General features: G+C 61.4%; 14 protein-coding genes. 6 read left to right on the top strand and 8 right to left on the bottom strand.

Annotation, left to right across the window (positions count from 1 at the left end; translation table 11 throughout):
• Window positions 1-5 precede the first annotated feature (5 nt).
• On the top strand, window positions 6-491 hold the full coding sequence (locus PKE98_RS09285) for an RNA methyltransferase (protein WP_271194999.1): 486 nt from the start codon (window positions 6-8) through the stop codon (window positions 489-491).
• Between the two features lie 91 nt (window positions 492-582).
• On the opposite strand, the gene PKE98_RS09280 is transcribed toward PKE98_RS09285, so the two are convergent.
• The 5 genes from PKE98_RS09280 to rnd form a co-directional block, all read right to left on the bottom strand.
• Window positions 583-1845, bottom strand: a complete 1263-nt coding sequence (locus PKE98_RS09280) for a M61 metallopeptidase family protein (RefSeq protein ID WP_271194998.1) — start codon at window positions 1843-1845, stop codon at window positions 583-585.
• An 80-nt stretch (window positions 1846-1925) separates the two neighbouring features.
• On the bottom strand, window positions 1926-2375 hold the full coding sequence (locus tag PKE98_RS09275; protein ID WP_271194997.1) for a YcgN family cysteine cluster protein: 450 nt from the start codon (window positions 2373-2375) through the stop codon (window positions 1926-1928).
• 127 nt (window positions 2376-2502) lie between these two features.
• Window positions 2503-3435: a D-2-hydroxyacid dehydrogenase gene (locus PKE98_RS09270; RefSeq protein ID WP_271194996.1), complete on the bottom strand. Its 933-nt coding sequence runs from the start codon at window positions 3433-3435 to the stop codon at window positions 2503-2505.
• A 239-nt stretch (window positions 3436-3674) separates the two neighbouring features.
• Window positions 3675-3968 (bottom strand): YcgL domain-containing protein, encoded by a 294-nt coding sequence (locus tag PKE98_RS09265; RefSeq protein ID WP_271194995.1) that lies wholly within the window; start codon window positions 3966-3968, stop codon window positions 3675-3677.
• Complete coding sequence (gene rnd / locus PKE98_RS09260; protein ID WP_271194994.1) at window positions 3965-5104, bottom strand: ribonuclease D; 1140 nt, start codon at window positions 5102-5104, stop codon at window positions 3965-3967. Before rnd ends, PKE98_RS09265 begins: the two co-directional genes overlap by 4 nt.
• A 134-nt stretch (window positions 5105-5238) precedes the next feature.
• Between rnd and PKE98_RS09255 the strand changes: the two genes are divergently transcribed.
• Entirely contained in the window at window positions 5239-6300 is a 1062-nt protein-coding gene (locus PKE98_RS09255; RefSeq protein ID WP_271194993.1) for an SMP-30/gluconolactonase/LRE family protein, read from the top strand.
• Window positions 6301-6315: 15 nt separating this feature from the next.
• Here the strand turns inward: PKE98_RS09255 and PKE98_RS09250 are convergent, their stop codons facing one another.
• Window positions 6316-6972 (bottom strand): thiopurine S-methyltransferase, encoded by a 657-nt coding sequence (locus PKE98_RS09250; RefSeq protein ID WP_271194992.1) that lies wholly within the window; start codon window positions 6970-6972, stop codon window positions 6316-6318.
• A 98-nt stretch (window positions 6973-7070) separates the two neighbouring features.
• Here PKE98_RS09250 and PKE98_RS09245 point away from each other — a divergent pair, with 98 nt between their 5' ends.
• Window positions 7071-7841, top strand: a complete 771-nt coding sequence (locus PKE98_RS09245; RefSeq protein ID WP_271194991.1) for a DODA-type extradiol aromatic ring-opening family dioxygenase — start codon at window positions 7071-7073, stop codon at window positions 7839-7841.
• Window positions 7842-7989: 148 nt separating this feature from the next.
• Here the strand turns inward: PKE98_RS09245 and PKE98_RS09240 are convergent, their stop codons facing one another.
• Window positions 7990-9660: a DEAD/DEAH box helicase gene (locus tag PKE98_RS09240; RefSeq protein WP_507763566.1), complete on the bottom strand. Its 1671-nt coding sequence runs from the start codon at window positions 9658-9660 to the stop codon at window positions 7990-7992.
• A gap of 411 nt (window positions 9661-10071) precedes the next feature.
• Between PKE98_RS09240 and PKE98_RS09235 the strand changes: the two genes are divergently transcribed.
• Window positions 10072-10863 carry a crotonase/enoyl-CoA hydratase family protein gene (locus PKE98_RS09235; protein ID WP_271194990.1) on the top strand — a complete coding sequence of 264 codons (792 nt, stop codon included), beginning with the start codon at window positions 10072-10074 and terminating at the stop codon, window positions 10861-10863.
• A gap of 1 nt (window position 10864) precedes the next feature.
• Here PKE98_RS09235 and PKE98_RS09230 read toward each other — a convergent pair whose 3' ends face one another.
• Complete coding sequence (locus PKE98_RS09230; RefSeq protein ID WP_309298746.1) at window positions 10865-11638, bottom strand: spermidine synthase; 774 nt, start codon at window positions 11636-11638, stop codon at window positions 10865-10867.
• Between the two features lie 186 nt (window positions 11639-11824).
• Here PKE98_RS09230 and PKE98_RS09225 point away from each other — a divergent pair, with 186 nt between their 5' ends.
• Window positions 11825-13159: a flavin-containing monooxygenase gene (locus PKE98_RS09225; protein ID WP_271194989.1), complete on the top strand. Its 1335-nt coding sequence runs from the start codon at window positions 11825-11827 to the stop codon at window positions 13157-13159.
• Window positions 13149-13889, top strand: coding sequence for a sulfite exporter TauE/SafE family protein (locus tag PKE98_RS09220; RefSeq protein ID WP_271194988.1), 741 nt, complete (start codon window positions 13149-13151; stop codon window positions 13887-13889). Before PKE98_RS09225 ends, PKE98_RS09220 begins: the two co-directional genes overlap by 11 nt.
• Window positions 13890-13935 lie beyond the last annotated feature (46 nt).

Below are 13935 nucleotides of genomic sequence, written 5' to 3'. Positions count from 1 at the left end.
GATTTGTGGCTAACCGTCGTTACAGTTGCATCGGGTTGTTCAATCCAAAATCCCCAGACAATGTCGGCGCCGTCATGCGCGCCGCCGGCTGCTACGGTGTGAACTCGGTGTTCTACACCGGCAAGCGCTACGCCCGCGCGCAGGAATTTGTCACCGACACCAAGATGGTCCACCAGGACATCCCGCTGATTGGCATCGAAGACCTGAAAAGCATCATTCCGCTGGGCTGCACGCCGGTGGCTGTGGAACTGGTGGAAGGCGCCAGGCCGCTGCCCGAATACACCCACCCGGACCGGGCGATCTATATCTTCGGCCCCGAAGACGGCTCGTTGAGCAAAGAGGTGTTGGCCTGGTGTGAAGAGGTGATTTATATCCCCACCAATGGCTGCATGAACCTGGCGGCGACGGTTAACGTGGTGCTCTATGACCGTCTAGCCAAGGGGCTGAATACCAAGTCTGGGCCGTTGTTTGGGAAATCGTTTCAGTCCTGAAAGCGCCGCCGATCTGCTCTTGTAGAGTGTGCTCCGCGCACCATTGCGATTTCTCAGGAGACCGCAACGGTGCGCAGAGCACACCCTACGGTTATTCCGTTACCTTCAGCAGCGGAGTATCCAGCACCTTCGACGCCCCACCCATGACATCCTCAGCCACGCTGACAAAGTCTTTGGTGCTCACCCCATCCATACGCATCAACCCACGACTGACGTCGTCCAGCGAGCGTTTATTGCCAGTGGCCTTGCGAATTTCGCGGTCAAGGTCTTGTAGCAGCAACACGGCGCGGGCCGTGGTGCGGCCACTGACGCTGTTGCCGCGCAGGCTCACCACCTTGCGGCTCCATTGCTTAAGGTTGGCGTTTACCGCCTGGTAGCGCTCCTCGCTCATGCCGCCGGCACGGTGCACCAGTTCGATGGCGTAGTACTCGGCCAGGCCTTCGCTGATCCAGTCGCTCTGGTCGGTGTCGCGAATGCGGCTGAATACATGCACCAGTTCATGCACCAGCGAGCTGGTGCCGTTCTCGCTCACCAGCGGGCGGTCAGCGTGCATAAACAGCGAATTGGAGGCCGACAAACCGCCGCGCCACATCGGATTCCCCGCCCCCACTACCAAAAGCTTGGCCGGGTCACGCGGGAACACCGCCTGCACCTGCGGCCAGACGAAGGTCAGCAGGGTCAGCACATCCATTCGGCGCATGCCGGCGCCCACGGGCGCGGCCACCGTCACTTCGGTTTCGCCCAGCCTGGCGCGGCGGGTGCCGATCTTGCCGGCCAGAATCCAGCCGGTCGGGCGGTCGAGCAGGCGCGAAGGGTTGTCGATGCGAAAGCGATTCTTGCCGATGCGCGGCCAGCCGGTTTCCACGCTTTTCCAGCCTTTGGGCAATTCGAATTGCAGGCGCGATACCAGTTCGGTGCCCTCGTGCTGGTCCAGCTTGGCGCTAGGGACTAGATCGTCACCGCGCAGCAGTGCCCAATCGGCCGTCATGCGCGCATCGAAGCTGGTGGCTTTGCCTTCGGCGGCCGGGCGGGGATGGTTGATGTGCACGCGGTACGTGAGCGTGGTTTTGCCCTTGCCCGGTTGCCATACGCCGTTCTGCCGCTCGCCCGGTTGGGCGGCGTCCAGTTGCCAGGTGCCGTCGGTTTTGAAGTCGCTGTAATAGCCTTTTTTGCCCAGATTGAAACTCAGGCTGCGCACCGCTTCGCCCTGGTCCAGGGTCAGGCGTACTTCGGCCTGGTCGCTGTCAGGGAGAAAACGCACGGTGTAGTCGAGGTCGACCTTTTCCACCGCCAGTAGCGGTGTGCTGCAAGCCAGCAGGGCGAAAGTGAACAGCAGACGGTGGTGGATGGGCATCAAAAACAGGTCCTTGTAACGCGGCGCGGTAATTCCCTATGACCGGCCTGATTTCGTTTGATTCACCGAGGTCTGGCCCGTTAGCCAGAGCGGAAGATCATATAGTCTTCCCAGTCATCTTCAGCGACGGCGGTCTCACTGAGCATAGTGCCCACTTGTGAAATGCCGGCGTTGTGGACCATTTCCGGGTCGCCACACACCAGTGGGTGCCAGCTTTCCAGGTCTTTGCCTTCGGCTACCAGGCGATACCCGCAGGTAGGCGGCAGCCAGCGGAATTCGCTGGCCTGGCCCGGCGTGAGCTGAATGCAATCGGGTACGAACTGGCGGCGGTTGGCGTAGTCGCTGCAGCGGCAGGTTTTCAGGTCCAGCAGCTTGCAGGCAATGCGCGTGTAATAAACGCTGCCATCGTCTTCGTCTTCGAGCTTTTGCAGGCAGCACAGGCCACAGCCGTCGCACAGCGATTCCCACTCGTCCTTGTCGAGCTGGTCGAGGGTTTTGCGTTTCCAGAAGGGTTCGACTTTGGCGGCCATAGCGAGGACCCGGTTGAGGATGAAAAGCGCGGCAGTCTAGCGCCTGCATGCGCACCGGCCAAGGCCGCATGGCCAAACGGTTGCAGACCGTTTTACCAGCCTGCGAACCGCGCTCGGCTATCTACTCTCAATAGCCCTTGGAAAAGTCCACTTCGCCGCGCAGCGGTTGGCCGTCTTTAAAGCGCTGCAGATTGTCCAGAAACAGCTGGGCCATCAGCGGCGGCAAGGTCGGCGCCGAGCTGTGGCCGGTCAGCAGCAGACCAAAGGCGGTCCAGAACGGATGCCGCGCTGGCAACGGCTCCTGGCGGCACACATCGATAATGGCGCCGGCCAGATGGCCTTCGCGCAAGGCTGCCACCAAATCGGCATCCACCACCGCCACACCGCGCCCAGCGTTGATAAACAGTGCCGTGGGCAGGAATTTGGCAAACAGTGTCGCGTCGTAGATGTCGTGGGTAGCCGGCGTATCGGGTAGCAGGTTGATTACGTAGTCGGCCTGCGCGACCAGGCGCGGCAACTCGGCCATGGCGGCCACTTCCCTGAACGGCGCCAACTCCCGCACCGCGGTGGCCACACCGTACAACTCGACGCCGAACGGGGCGAGAAACTGCGCCACGCTCAAGCCGATTTCACCCGTACCGACGATCAGCACGCGGCGCCCGGCCAGGCTGCGCGGCGCGTGGTTATCCCAGCGGCGCTCGACCTGCGCGGCCAGGCGCGCCAGCACTTCGCGTTCATGGGCAAGCATATAGGTGAGCACGTATTCGGCCATCACCTGGCCAAAAATGCCCACGGCGCGGGTCAGGCGGTAGTCGGTGGGCAGGTCTTTTTGCAGCAATGGCGTAATGCCCGCCCAGGTCGATTGGAACCATTGCGGCTGGTGGCCCTTGCGCAGCACAGTGGCCAGCAGGCCTGGCTCACCCAGCCAGACCTCGCAATCGGGCGCCAGCGTCGCCAATTCGCTGGGATCGTCGCTGATCACCAGATCCAGATCGGGTTGGGCGGCACGCAGCAAGTCGGCATACAAGGCGTGGTCATGTTCAGCAAGTAAAACGCGCATGGGACAGAAAAACCTTCAGACACGGCGAAGCCACGCTAGGTGGCACCACCTCTAGACAGAAAAATACGGTGTGATTGCCGAGACTCCGCCCGGCTTTGCTTTTTGCTTTTAAAGCTTCTTCCGACCTACTGGGCTAGAGCCAGGCAAGGCGCCCCGGAGCTTTTAAGCGCAGCGTACTTGCGTACGTGAGCATTAAAAGCGAGGACGCAACGCCGCCTGGCCGCCCCCAGAGGGTCGCATTACACAGGGTCGTTGCGGCGCAGGAGCTCTTCGGGCAGATGCTGGATGTATTCGTCTTCGGCGGGCGGCATTTGCAGGTGATAGCCCTGGGTTTCCAGGTTTTCCAGCACCTTATGGATATCCTCACGGGCCAGCGCCCGCTCCGGGCTCAGCACCAGATCAAACGTGTGCTTGGGCGGCCCGAAGGCCACCAGTAACGATTCCGGCACCTTTTTCAAGGCGTCGGCCTTGAGCACGTAAAGGTACATCTCGTTCTTTTTCGGGCTGCGATAAATCGAGCAGATCTGCTTCATGCCTGTTCTTCCTGGGGATGCGCTGCCAGGCTGTCGAGCAGTTCCTGGCCCATCAATTCACGTCGCCAACCACGCAGGGACTCGGGCAGTTGGTAAGGACCATTCGGGTAGCCGCTTTTGAGCAGCGCTTCGAGCACTTTCTTGCGCAGCATGATTTCCGGGGCGATATCCAGCCGCTCGGCTTGCGCCTGGCCTATGGCGCGCAGTTTCTTGAGCAAGGTGGTGGCTTCTACGGGCAAGGGCTCGGGCAACGGCTCGGGCCATTCCTCGGCCGGTTTGGCCGCGGCTTGCTTGATCAGGCCCAGCAGAAACTCGCCATCCTGACGCACAGTTTTCGGGTGCATGTCTTCAATGCGCGCCAGGGCCACGAGGTTGTCGGGCTGGCTGCGGGCCATCGGCCACAGCGAGTTCTCGCGGATCACCCGGTTGCGCGGCAGGTTACGCAAGCGCGCCTGCTGTTCACGCCAGGCATACAGCTCGCGCAGCACGGCCAGTTTAGCCGGCGGCAGTTTCCAGCCGAGCTTGGCGTCGCGGTATACCTCGTTGGGATCGATCTCGCGGCGCAGGTTGGTCACCATCTCGTCGCCGTCTTCCAGCACCCAGCTGAACTTGTCCGGCGCCAGGCGCGCGCGCAGGGCTTCAAATACTTCAGCCAAGTGCAATACGTCTTCGGCGGCGTAGCTCACCTGGGTTTCCGAGAGTGGGCGCTGCAACCAGTCGGAGCGGGTTTCGCCCTTGGGCAGGTCGATATCCAGCACGCTCTGCACCAGGCGCGAATAGCCCATGGAGAAACCGATATTGAGGTAGGCGGCGGCGATCTGGGTGTCGAACAGCGGCAACGGCAAGGTGCCGGTCAGGCGCGAAAACACTTCGAGATCTTCGCTGCAGGCATGTAAAACCTTGAGCACAGCAGGGTCGGACAACAGCTCGGCGAACGCGTCCCAGCTCTGAATCAGCAGCGGATCAATCAGAAAAACCTGGCTGCCATCGCACACCTGCAACAGACCGGCGATGGGGTAAAACGTGTCGACCCGCATGAATTCGGTGTCGAGGGCCACATACGGCAGACGCCGCCATTCGGCGCACAAACGCACCAAGCTGGCGTCATCGCGGATCCAATTGATATCGATGGCCACATGCCTCTCCTTAAATTTGCCGCGCAGTATATATCGAGCCTGGCTATAGCCGGTGATTCACGGCTTGCTCTGCGCAATCGGCGCTCCTATGCTGCCGTCGTTTTGTCCGACAATAATCAGAACAAGGATATGTCATGAAAAAGTTTCTCGGCCTGGTGGCCCTGCTATTGGTCATCGCCGTCGTCTATCTGCTGGCCAAACCCAGCCCGATCGACCCGCTGGCGTGGACCCCGCCCCACGAACCGGCCATGACCGGCGTACTGGAGCCCAATGATGCCCTGATGAAAGCCGAGCTGCTCGCCAAAGGCCAGGTGCACGGCCCCGAAGACACAGCCGTGGACAGTGAAGGCCGCCTATATGGTGGCACCCACGACGGCAAGATCATCCGGGTGAAAACCGACGGCAGCGTCGAAACCTTCGCCGAGACCCAGGGTCGTCCGCTGGGCATGGACTTCGACGCCAAGGGCAACCTGATTGTGGCCGACGCCTATAAAGGCCTGCTGAGCATCAACCCGCAAGGCCAGATCAGCGTACTCACCACCGAGGCCGGTGGCGTGCCGTTCCGCTTTACCGACGACCTGGATATCGCCAGCGACGGGCGCATCTACTTCTCTGACGCCTCAAGCAAGTTCCAGCAACCGGACTACCTGCTCGACCTGCTCGAAGGCCGCCCTTATGGTCGCTTGCTGCGCTACGACCCGGTGAGCAAAACCACCGACGTGCTGCTCAAAGACCTGTACTTCGCCAACGGCGTGGCGCTGTCGGCCAAAGAAGACTTTGTGCTGGTCAACGAAACCTACCGCTACCGCATCAGCCGCCTATGGCTCAAAGGCCCGAAAACCGGCACCCACGATATCTTTATCGACAACCTGCCCGGCATGCCTGACAACCTGCAAGGCGACCGCGCCGGCACCTTCTGGGTTGCACTGCCTACCCCGCGCAAAGCCGACGCCGATTTTTTGCAGGGCCAGCCCTGGTTGAAAGCGCAAATGGCCAAGCTGCCGCGCGCCCTGTGGCCGAAACCGGCCAAATACGGCCTGGCGATTGCCGTGGACGAGCAAGGCAAAATCACTCGCAGCCTGCACGACACCAGCGGCACCAACCTGCGTATGGTTACATCAGTAAAACCGGTGGGCGGCTACCTGTACTTCGGCAGCCTGGATAACGACCGCATTGGCAAGCTGAAGATCGACTGAACGCCTGCCTAGTGTTTAGCGCTTGAGGCGGTAGATGCGCTCATCCATCCGCCTCAAACCTCGTTGCAAGAACTTCCAGTTTTCTTCAGCCTCCAGCCCGTTCTCCACGTGCAGCAATTGCGGCTGCCAGTCGGCCAGTAGCGCTTGCACCTCTTCATCGGGCACTGAGAACGGCGGCCCCTCCATTTGGCTCTGGTCGTAATCGAGACTAACCAACAACCCCTGGCAACCGCTCGGCAGCACGCGCGTCAGGTGCTGCCCGTAGGCCTCACGCATCGCCGGCGGAAACGCGATCAGGGCAGCCCGGTCGTACAAGGCGTGGCAGTCGCGCACGTCTTGCGCCGTAAGGGCAAAGATATCGCCACACCACAGCTGCAGATCACCCGCCTGATAAATACGGAAGGCGCCATGTTCTCGCACCTCCGGCTCCAGCGCCTGTTCACGGAAAAAGTCCTGCACGGCCTTTTCGACCAATTCCACCCCAAGCACCCGCAGCCCCTGCCCTGCCAGCCACAGCAGATCAAGGCTTTTGCCACATAACGGCACCAACACCTGGGCGCCAGCAGGCACGTTCAACTGCGGCCAGTACTGCTGCAAATAGGCATTGGTGGTGGCGGCATGAAAGCCGATCTGGTTGTTCTGCCAGCGCCTTTGCCAAAACTCAGGCTGCATGATTGCCTCACTAATTCGATTGAATTGCTCGAAATTTTATACTGGTTTTCGATATATCCAAGCTCGAAGATGCGGTCATGCATTTCGAGGATTCACCCATGTCGTTACCCAGTCTGTTTATTTCCCATGGCTCGCCCATGTTGGCGCTGGAGCCCGGCGCCAGTGGCCCGGCCCTTGCCCGCCTGGCCGCCGAACTGCCGCGCCCGAAGGCGATTCTGGTGGTTTCGGCGCACTGGGAGAGCAATCAATTGCTGGTTAACAGCAACCCGCAGCCCGATACCTGGCATGACTTCGGCGGCTTCCCGCCCGAGCTGTACGCCGTGCAATACCCGGCCCCTGGTGCGCCGGACGTGGCCATTGCTGCGCGCGACTTGCTGCTGGCCGCCGATCTGCCTGCCGAGCTGGATGCCAACCGCGTATTCGATCACGGCGTATGGGTGCCACTGAGTTTGATGTACCCGGCTGCCGATATTCCTATCGCCCAGGTGTCGATTCCTACCCGCCTCGGCCCAACCTTCCAAACCCGCGTCGGCCGTGCCCTGGCCAGCTTGCGTGAGCAAGGCGTGCTGTTGATTGGGTCCGGCAGCATCACCCATAACCTCGGCGAGCTGAACTGGCGCGCCGGGCCGGAAGTGATCGAACCCTGGGCCAAGGCGTTCCGCGACTGGATGGTGGACCATCTGGCTGCGGACGATGAACAGGCGCTGCACGACTACCGCAGCCAGGCACCCTTCGCCGTCCGCAGCCACCCGCGCGATGAACACCTGTTGCCGCTGTACTTTGCCCGCGGCGCGGGCGGTACGTTCAGCGTGGCGCACAAGGGGTTCACGATGGGGGCGTTGGGGATGGATATCTACCGCTTTGGTTGAGCAGTTGTAGGAGCGACCTTGGTCGCGAACCCTAGAAACGGTGTTCGGGACCGATAACATCGCTTCCAGGGTTCGCCAGCAAGCTGGCTCCTACAAAAACACCGCAATAAAAAACCCGCACAAGGCGGGTTTTTTATTGGGCGCTGAATCAGTCTTCGCGGTACCGACGCAGCTTCAACTGCTTACCCGCCACGCGAGTGTCTTTAAGCTTGGTCAGCAGACGCTCCAGACCTTCTTCCGGCAGCTCAACCAGGCTGAAGCTGTCGCGCACCTGGATGCGGCCGATGGCTTCGCGGGCCAGGCCGCCTTCGTTGAGGATGGCACCCAACAGGTTCTTGGCAGCAATACCGTCGCGTGCGCCCAGGGCGGTACGGCAACGGGCACGGCCTTCGGCCAGTGGCATTGGCGCGCGACGCTCACGCGGCTCACTGCGCTCGGAACCGGCAGGACGCTCGCTGCGCTCACGCGGTGCGCTGGTCGGAACCAGCGGCTGCTCACGCTCAACTTCGGCAAGGGTCAGCGCTTGGCCATTGGTGGCCTTGCGCAGCAGCGCAGCGGCCAGGGCACGCGGGCTGCAACCGATGTCGGCGGTCAGACGGTCAAGCAGATCACCATGGCTGGCTTCAGCATCAGCCACCAGCGGCGCGAGGGCGTTGGTGAGTTTCTTGATGCGTGCGTCCAGTACTTGCTGGCCGTTCGGCAGACGTACTTCGGCAACTTTCTGCCCGGTTACGCGCTCGATCACTTGCAGCATGCGGCGCTCACGCGGGGTTACCAGCAGCAGCGCGCGACCGGTACGACCGGCACGGCCGGTACGGCCAATACGGTGTACGTAGGATTCCGGATCGTACGGCATGTCCACGTTCATCACGTGGGTGATGCGCGGCACGTCGAGACCACGAGCAGCAACGTCGGTCGCCACAACGATGTCCAGACGGCCATCCTTGAGCGATTCGATGACGCGCTCACGCTGGTTCTGAGCGATGTCGCCGTTCAGTGCAGCGGCCTTGTAGCCTTTGGCTTCCAGCGCGGCGGCCAGATCCAGGGTGGCTTGCTTGGTACGTACGAAGGCGATCAGCGCGTCGAAGTCTTCCACTTCCAAAAGACGCAATACGGCAGCGTGCTTCTGGTCAGCGTGAACCAGCAGGTGCGCCTGCTCGATGGCAGTCACGGTCTGGGTTTTGGTTTCGATTTTGACGTGCTTCGGATCACGCAGGTGCTTTTCAGCAATGGCGCGAATCGAGTGCGGCAGCGTGGCCGAGAACAGCACGGTCTGACGGGTAGCAGGCATGGCCTTGAAGATAACTTCCAGGTCATCCATAAAGCCCAGCTTGAGCATTTCATCCGCTTCGTCGAGCACCAGGTGCTGAATGGTCGACAGCACTTTCTCGTCGCGACGCAGGTGGTCAACCAGACGACCTGGAGTTGCCACAACAATCTGTGCGCCATTACGAATGGCTTTCAGTTGTGGGCCCATCGGCGCGCCGCCGTAAACGGCAACCACGTTAACGCCAGGCATTTGCTTGGAGTAGGTTTCGAACGCGGTGGCCACTTGCAGGGCCAGCTCGCGGGTCGGCGCCAGGATCAGCGCTTGTACTTCGCGCTTGGCCGGGTCGATGCGATTCAGAATAGGCAGTGCGAACGCGGCGGTTTTGCCGGTACCGGTTTGCGCCTGGCCGATCATGTCGTGCCCGGCAAGAATGACCGGAATGGCCTGCAATTGAATAGCCGAAGGCTCTTCGTAACCGGTAGCGATTACTGCAGCGAGAATATTGGGGTTAAGTCCGAGCGCGGCGAAGCCGCCGGATACCTGGGTCATGGGTCTGCCTCAAAGTGCATCCGCAAAGACCCATGTTCCAAAGCTGCGCATGCCGTGTAAGACCCGAAGGTAACCCTGGCAGCCCTGTAGGCGGGGATTTGCGAAAACGTATTAATGAAAAAAGAAGATATTCAGGACGCCCACTTGGTGAACTGCAACCGGAGCTCGCTCCGGAAAAACCTGCAAAACCTGAACACGGCTGTCTGAAGCCGGCGCGCACTATACCGGAAAATCTTGACCGCGGTGTAAGTTTTGCCAAGAAAATCCTTACACTCCGCTGGCCGGTCACCGAGATAGACCGCTGCAACGCTTGTGAACCGTAGCACACAGACGTACATGGACAAGGCAAAGCAGCCCAGCTATACCGCACCAGTGGCCCTCTTTCTTGCCCGTTCTTACAAGGATAATTCGATGAATCGCAGCAGCGTCGGTCGTGTCACGCGGGAAAAACGAGGCCACATCATGCTGATCGGCCTGGATCGCCCGAGCAAACGCAATGCCTTCGACTTGCCGCTACTCGATGACCTGACCCTGGCCTACGGCGAATTCGAACGCGACACCGAGGCGCGGGTGGCGCTGGTTTTTGCCCACGGCGAACATTTCACCGCCGGCCTGGACCTGGCCAATGTCGCCGCCACCTTTGTCAGCGGTTGGCAGATTCCCGAAGGCGGCTGCGACCCCTGGGGCGTTTTCGGCGGCCCGCGGGTCAGCAAGCCGGTGATCGTCGCCGTGCAGGGTTACTGCTACACCATCAGCATCGAACTGATGCTCGCCTCCGACATCAACCTGTGCGCCAGCAACACCCGCTTTGCGCAGATGGAAGTGCAGCGCGGCATTTTCCCCTTTGGCGGCGCCACACTGCGCATGCACCAGACCGCTGGGTGGGGCAACGCCATGCGTTGGCTGCTGACGGGTGATGAATTCGATGCCCATGAGGCGTGCCGCCTGGGCCTGGTGCAGGAAGTGCTGGCCAGCGAAGAGCTGATGCCGCGTGCCCTGCAGCTTGCCGAGCGGGTCGCCGCCCAGGCGCCGCTCGGTGTCCAGGCGACCCTGGCGTCGGCCCGTCAGGCCGTGAACGAAGGGGAAACAGCAGCAGCGGCCGACCTGCCAACCACCATGCGCCGCCTGATGGCCAGCGAAGATGCGCAGGAAGGCGTGCGTGCCATGCAGGAACGCCGCCCGGGCGAGTTCAAGGGCCGCTGACTCAGGTGGCCGGGCGCACCAGTTCGATCAAGGGCTGCAGCGAATAACCAAGCAGTGGTTGCAGCGCTTCGGCGCGTTGCTTCAGGGCGTCAATATCCAGTTGCTGATCGAGGTCGGCCGGCACCAGCAGAATTACATTGCCCTCCTTCACCGGCAGCTCCCAGTAATGCCGGTGGTACAACCCACGCAGCAGCGCCGCACCTAACGGCTTGCCGTCATCGCTGGCCCATTGGTTGATCACCAGCCAGCCGCCCGGATTCAGACGCTGCTGGCAGCCTTCAAGAAAGCGCCAGGCCAGATGGCCTACAGCGGGGCCGGTGTCGGTATAGAGGTCGACGAAGATCAGGTCGGCGTTTTCCGCGCTTTCCAGCAGTTCCAAGGCATCGCCGATGCGCACGTACAGGCGTGGATCGTCGTCCAGCCCCATGTACTCCATCGCCAGGCGCGGCACATCGGGGCGCAGCTCGATAGCTTCCACATCGTCCAGCGGCAGAAACTTCAGACATGCCTGGGTCAGGGTGCCGGCGCCGAGGCCAAGAAACAACGCACTCTCCGGCTGCGCATGACTAAGCGCGCCGATAAACATGGCGCGGGTGTAGTCGTACTCCAGCCAGGTCGGCTCAGGCAAAAACACGCAGCTTTGCTCGATGGCATCGCCGAACTCGAGAAAGCGATACTCGCCCACCTGCATGACCTTGATCACGCCGTATTCGTCGTGCACCTCGGCCAGCAGAAGCTCTTCGGTCAGCTCGTCGCGGGGCGGCTGTTCAGGCATTGCACTCTCCAAAATCCACCGTTCGGACCGTTTGAAAGCACAGCAATTTTCAAACGGTCCGATGACATCACCGACCATGGGGCAGGCGAGAAAGGCGCCGATTGTCATTGATGAGTCGGGGCCCGGTCACGCGATAATTCGTCCACTTTATTGCCCCTACTAGAATAAGAACGCGAGGTGCTTTTCATGTACGCGATTATTGGTGCCGGTCCAATGGGGCTTTGCACTGCCCGCCAGTTGCAAAAACACGGCATTGCCTTCGTCGGCTTCGAGCTGCACGACGACGTGGGGGGGCTGTGGGATATCGATAACCCGCACAGCACCATGTACGACTCAGCGCACCTGATCTCCTCCAAGGGCACTACCCAGTTTGCCGAATTCCCCATGCGTGACGACGTGGCGCCCTACCCGCACCATAGCGAAATGCGCCGGTATTTCCGCGACTACGCCGAGCATTTCGGCCTGTACGAGCACTACCAGTTCGGCACCCGCGTAGTGCGCATGGAACGCCAGGAAACAGGCTGGACGCTGTATACGGAAAAAGCCGGCGTCACCCGCGAGTGGCAGTTCGAGGGCGTACTGATTGCCAACGGCACCCTGCACACACCCAACCTGGCCAAGCTGCCGGGGCAATTTGCCGGCGAGCTGATGCACTCCAGCGACTATCGCTCCCCCGAGGTGTTCGCTGGCAAGCGGGTGCTGATCGTTGGTTGCGGCAACTCGGCCTGCGACATCACAGTGGATGCCGTACACCGCGCGGCCTCGGTGGATCTGTCGGTACGCCGGGGTTACTACTTCCTGCCCAAGTTTCTGCTGGGCCGCCCTATCGACACCTTCGGTGGCGCAGTAAAACTGCCGCGCGCGTTCAAGCAGCGCATCGATGGCCTGCTGATTCGCGCCTTGATTGGCAAGCCGTCGAATTACGGCCTGCCAGACCCGGACTACAAACTCTACGAATCGCACCCGGTGGTGAATTCCCTGGTGTTGCATCACCTAGGCCATGGCGATATCAAGGCGCGCCGCGATGTGGCGAATGTCGACGGCAAATGGGTGACCTTCACCGACGGCGAGCAGGCCGAGTACGACCTGATTCTGCAAGGCACCGGTTACAAGTTGGACTATCCCTTTATCGAGCGCAGCCACCTCAACTGGCCCGAGAACGCCGGCGCGCCGAAGCTGTACCTCAACGTGTTTCACCCCGAATACGACGACCTGTTCATGATGGGCATGGTCGAAGCCTCGGGCCTCGGTTGGCAGGGCCGTGCGGAGCAAGCCGAGTTGGTAGCGCTGTTTATTCGTCATTTGCAGGCCGGCAGCGCCGCCGCCAAAGCCTTCCAGGCCACCAAGCGCGAGCGCGCCAGCATTCGCCTGGACGGCGGCTACCAGTATCTGGAACTGGAGCGCATGGCCTACTACGTACACAAAGACACCTACCGCCAAAGCATCGCCCAGCACGCCGCCGAGTTGCGTTTGCAACAGCAACATATCGAGCAGTTGAGCGCCGCCACGAATGCCTCTTGAGGCTCACCTGGCCTTAGGCGTTTTTATTCTGCTGGCGTACACCCTCGAAGCGATCACCGGCTTCGGCAGCGTGGTAATCGCGCTGTCGCTGGGCGCCCTGCTGCTGCCTATCGAGCAGTTGCTGCCGATTCTGGTGCCGCTGAATATCTGCATGACGGGCTACCTCAGCTGGCGCTACCGCCGGCTGATCGACCGCCGCTTGCTGGCCGGCAGCATTCTGCCAGGCATGCTGGTAGGCACGCTGCTGGGCTATTGCCTGTCGCCGTGGCTGGATGGCCAGGCGCTGAAGCGCGGGTTCGGCGTATTGATTCTGTGGTTTGCGCTGCGTGAACTGCTGCGCCGGCCGAGTGCGAAGGTGCGCCATGTGCCGATCTGGATCATGCGCGCCACCACCACGGCGGCCGGTGCCTGCCATGGGCTATTTGCCTCGGGCGGGCCGCTGCTGGTGCTCGCCTTGGCGGGCAGTCCGCTGGACAAAAGCCGGCTGCGCGCCACGTTGGTGGCGGTGTGGTTCACCCTCAACGGGCTGCTGACGCTGGCGTTTGCGCTGGATGGTCGCCTACTGCCGGCGCTGCCGCAGGTGGTGAGCTTTGCACCGCTGTTGGTGCTCGGCATCTGGTTGGGTGAACGTTTGCATCGTCGCGTGGATGAGCGCTATTTCCGTCTCGGCATTTATGCCGTGCTGGTGGTGACCGGTGTATTGCTTGTCGCGCCGTGGAAACTGTTCTGAAAGCGCGCATGCAGCGCCTCTATCACGCCTATCGAGAGCCTGTGCG

It is taken from the genome of Pseudomonas turukhanskensis, from assembly GCF_027922365.1.
Lineage (GTDB): Bacteria > Pseudomonadota > Gammaproteobacteria > Pseudomonadales > Pseudomonadaceae > Aquipseudomonas > Aquipseudomonas turukhanskensis.
This window is presented reverse-complemented; position numbering and strand designations above follow the sequence as displayed.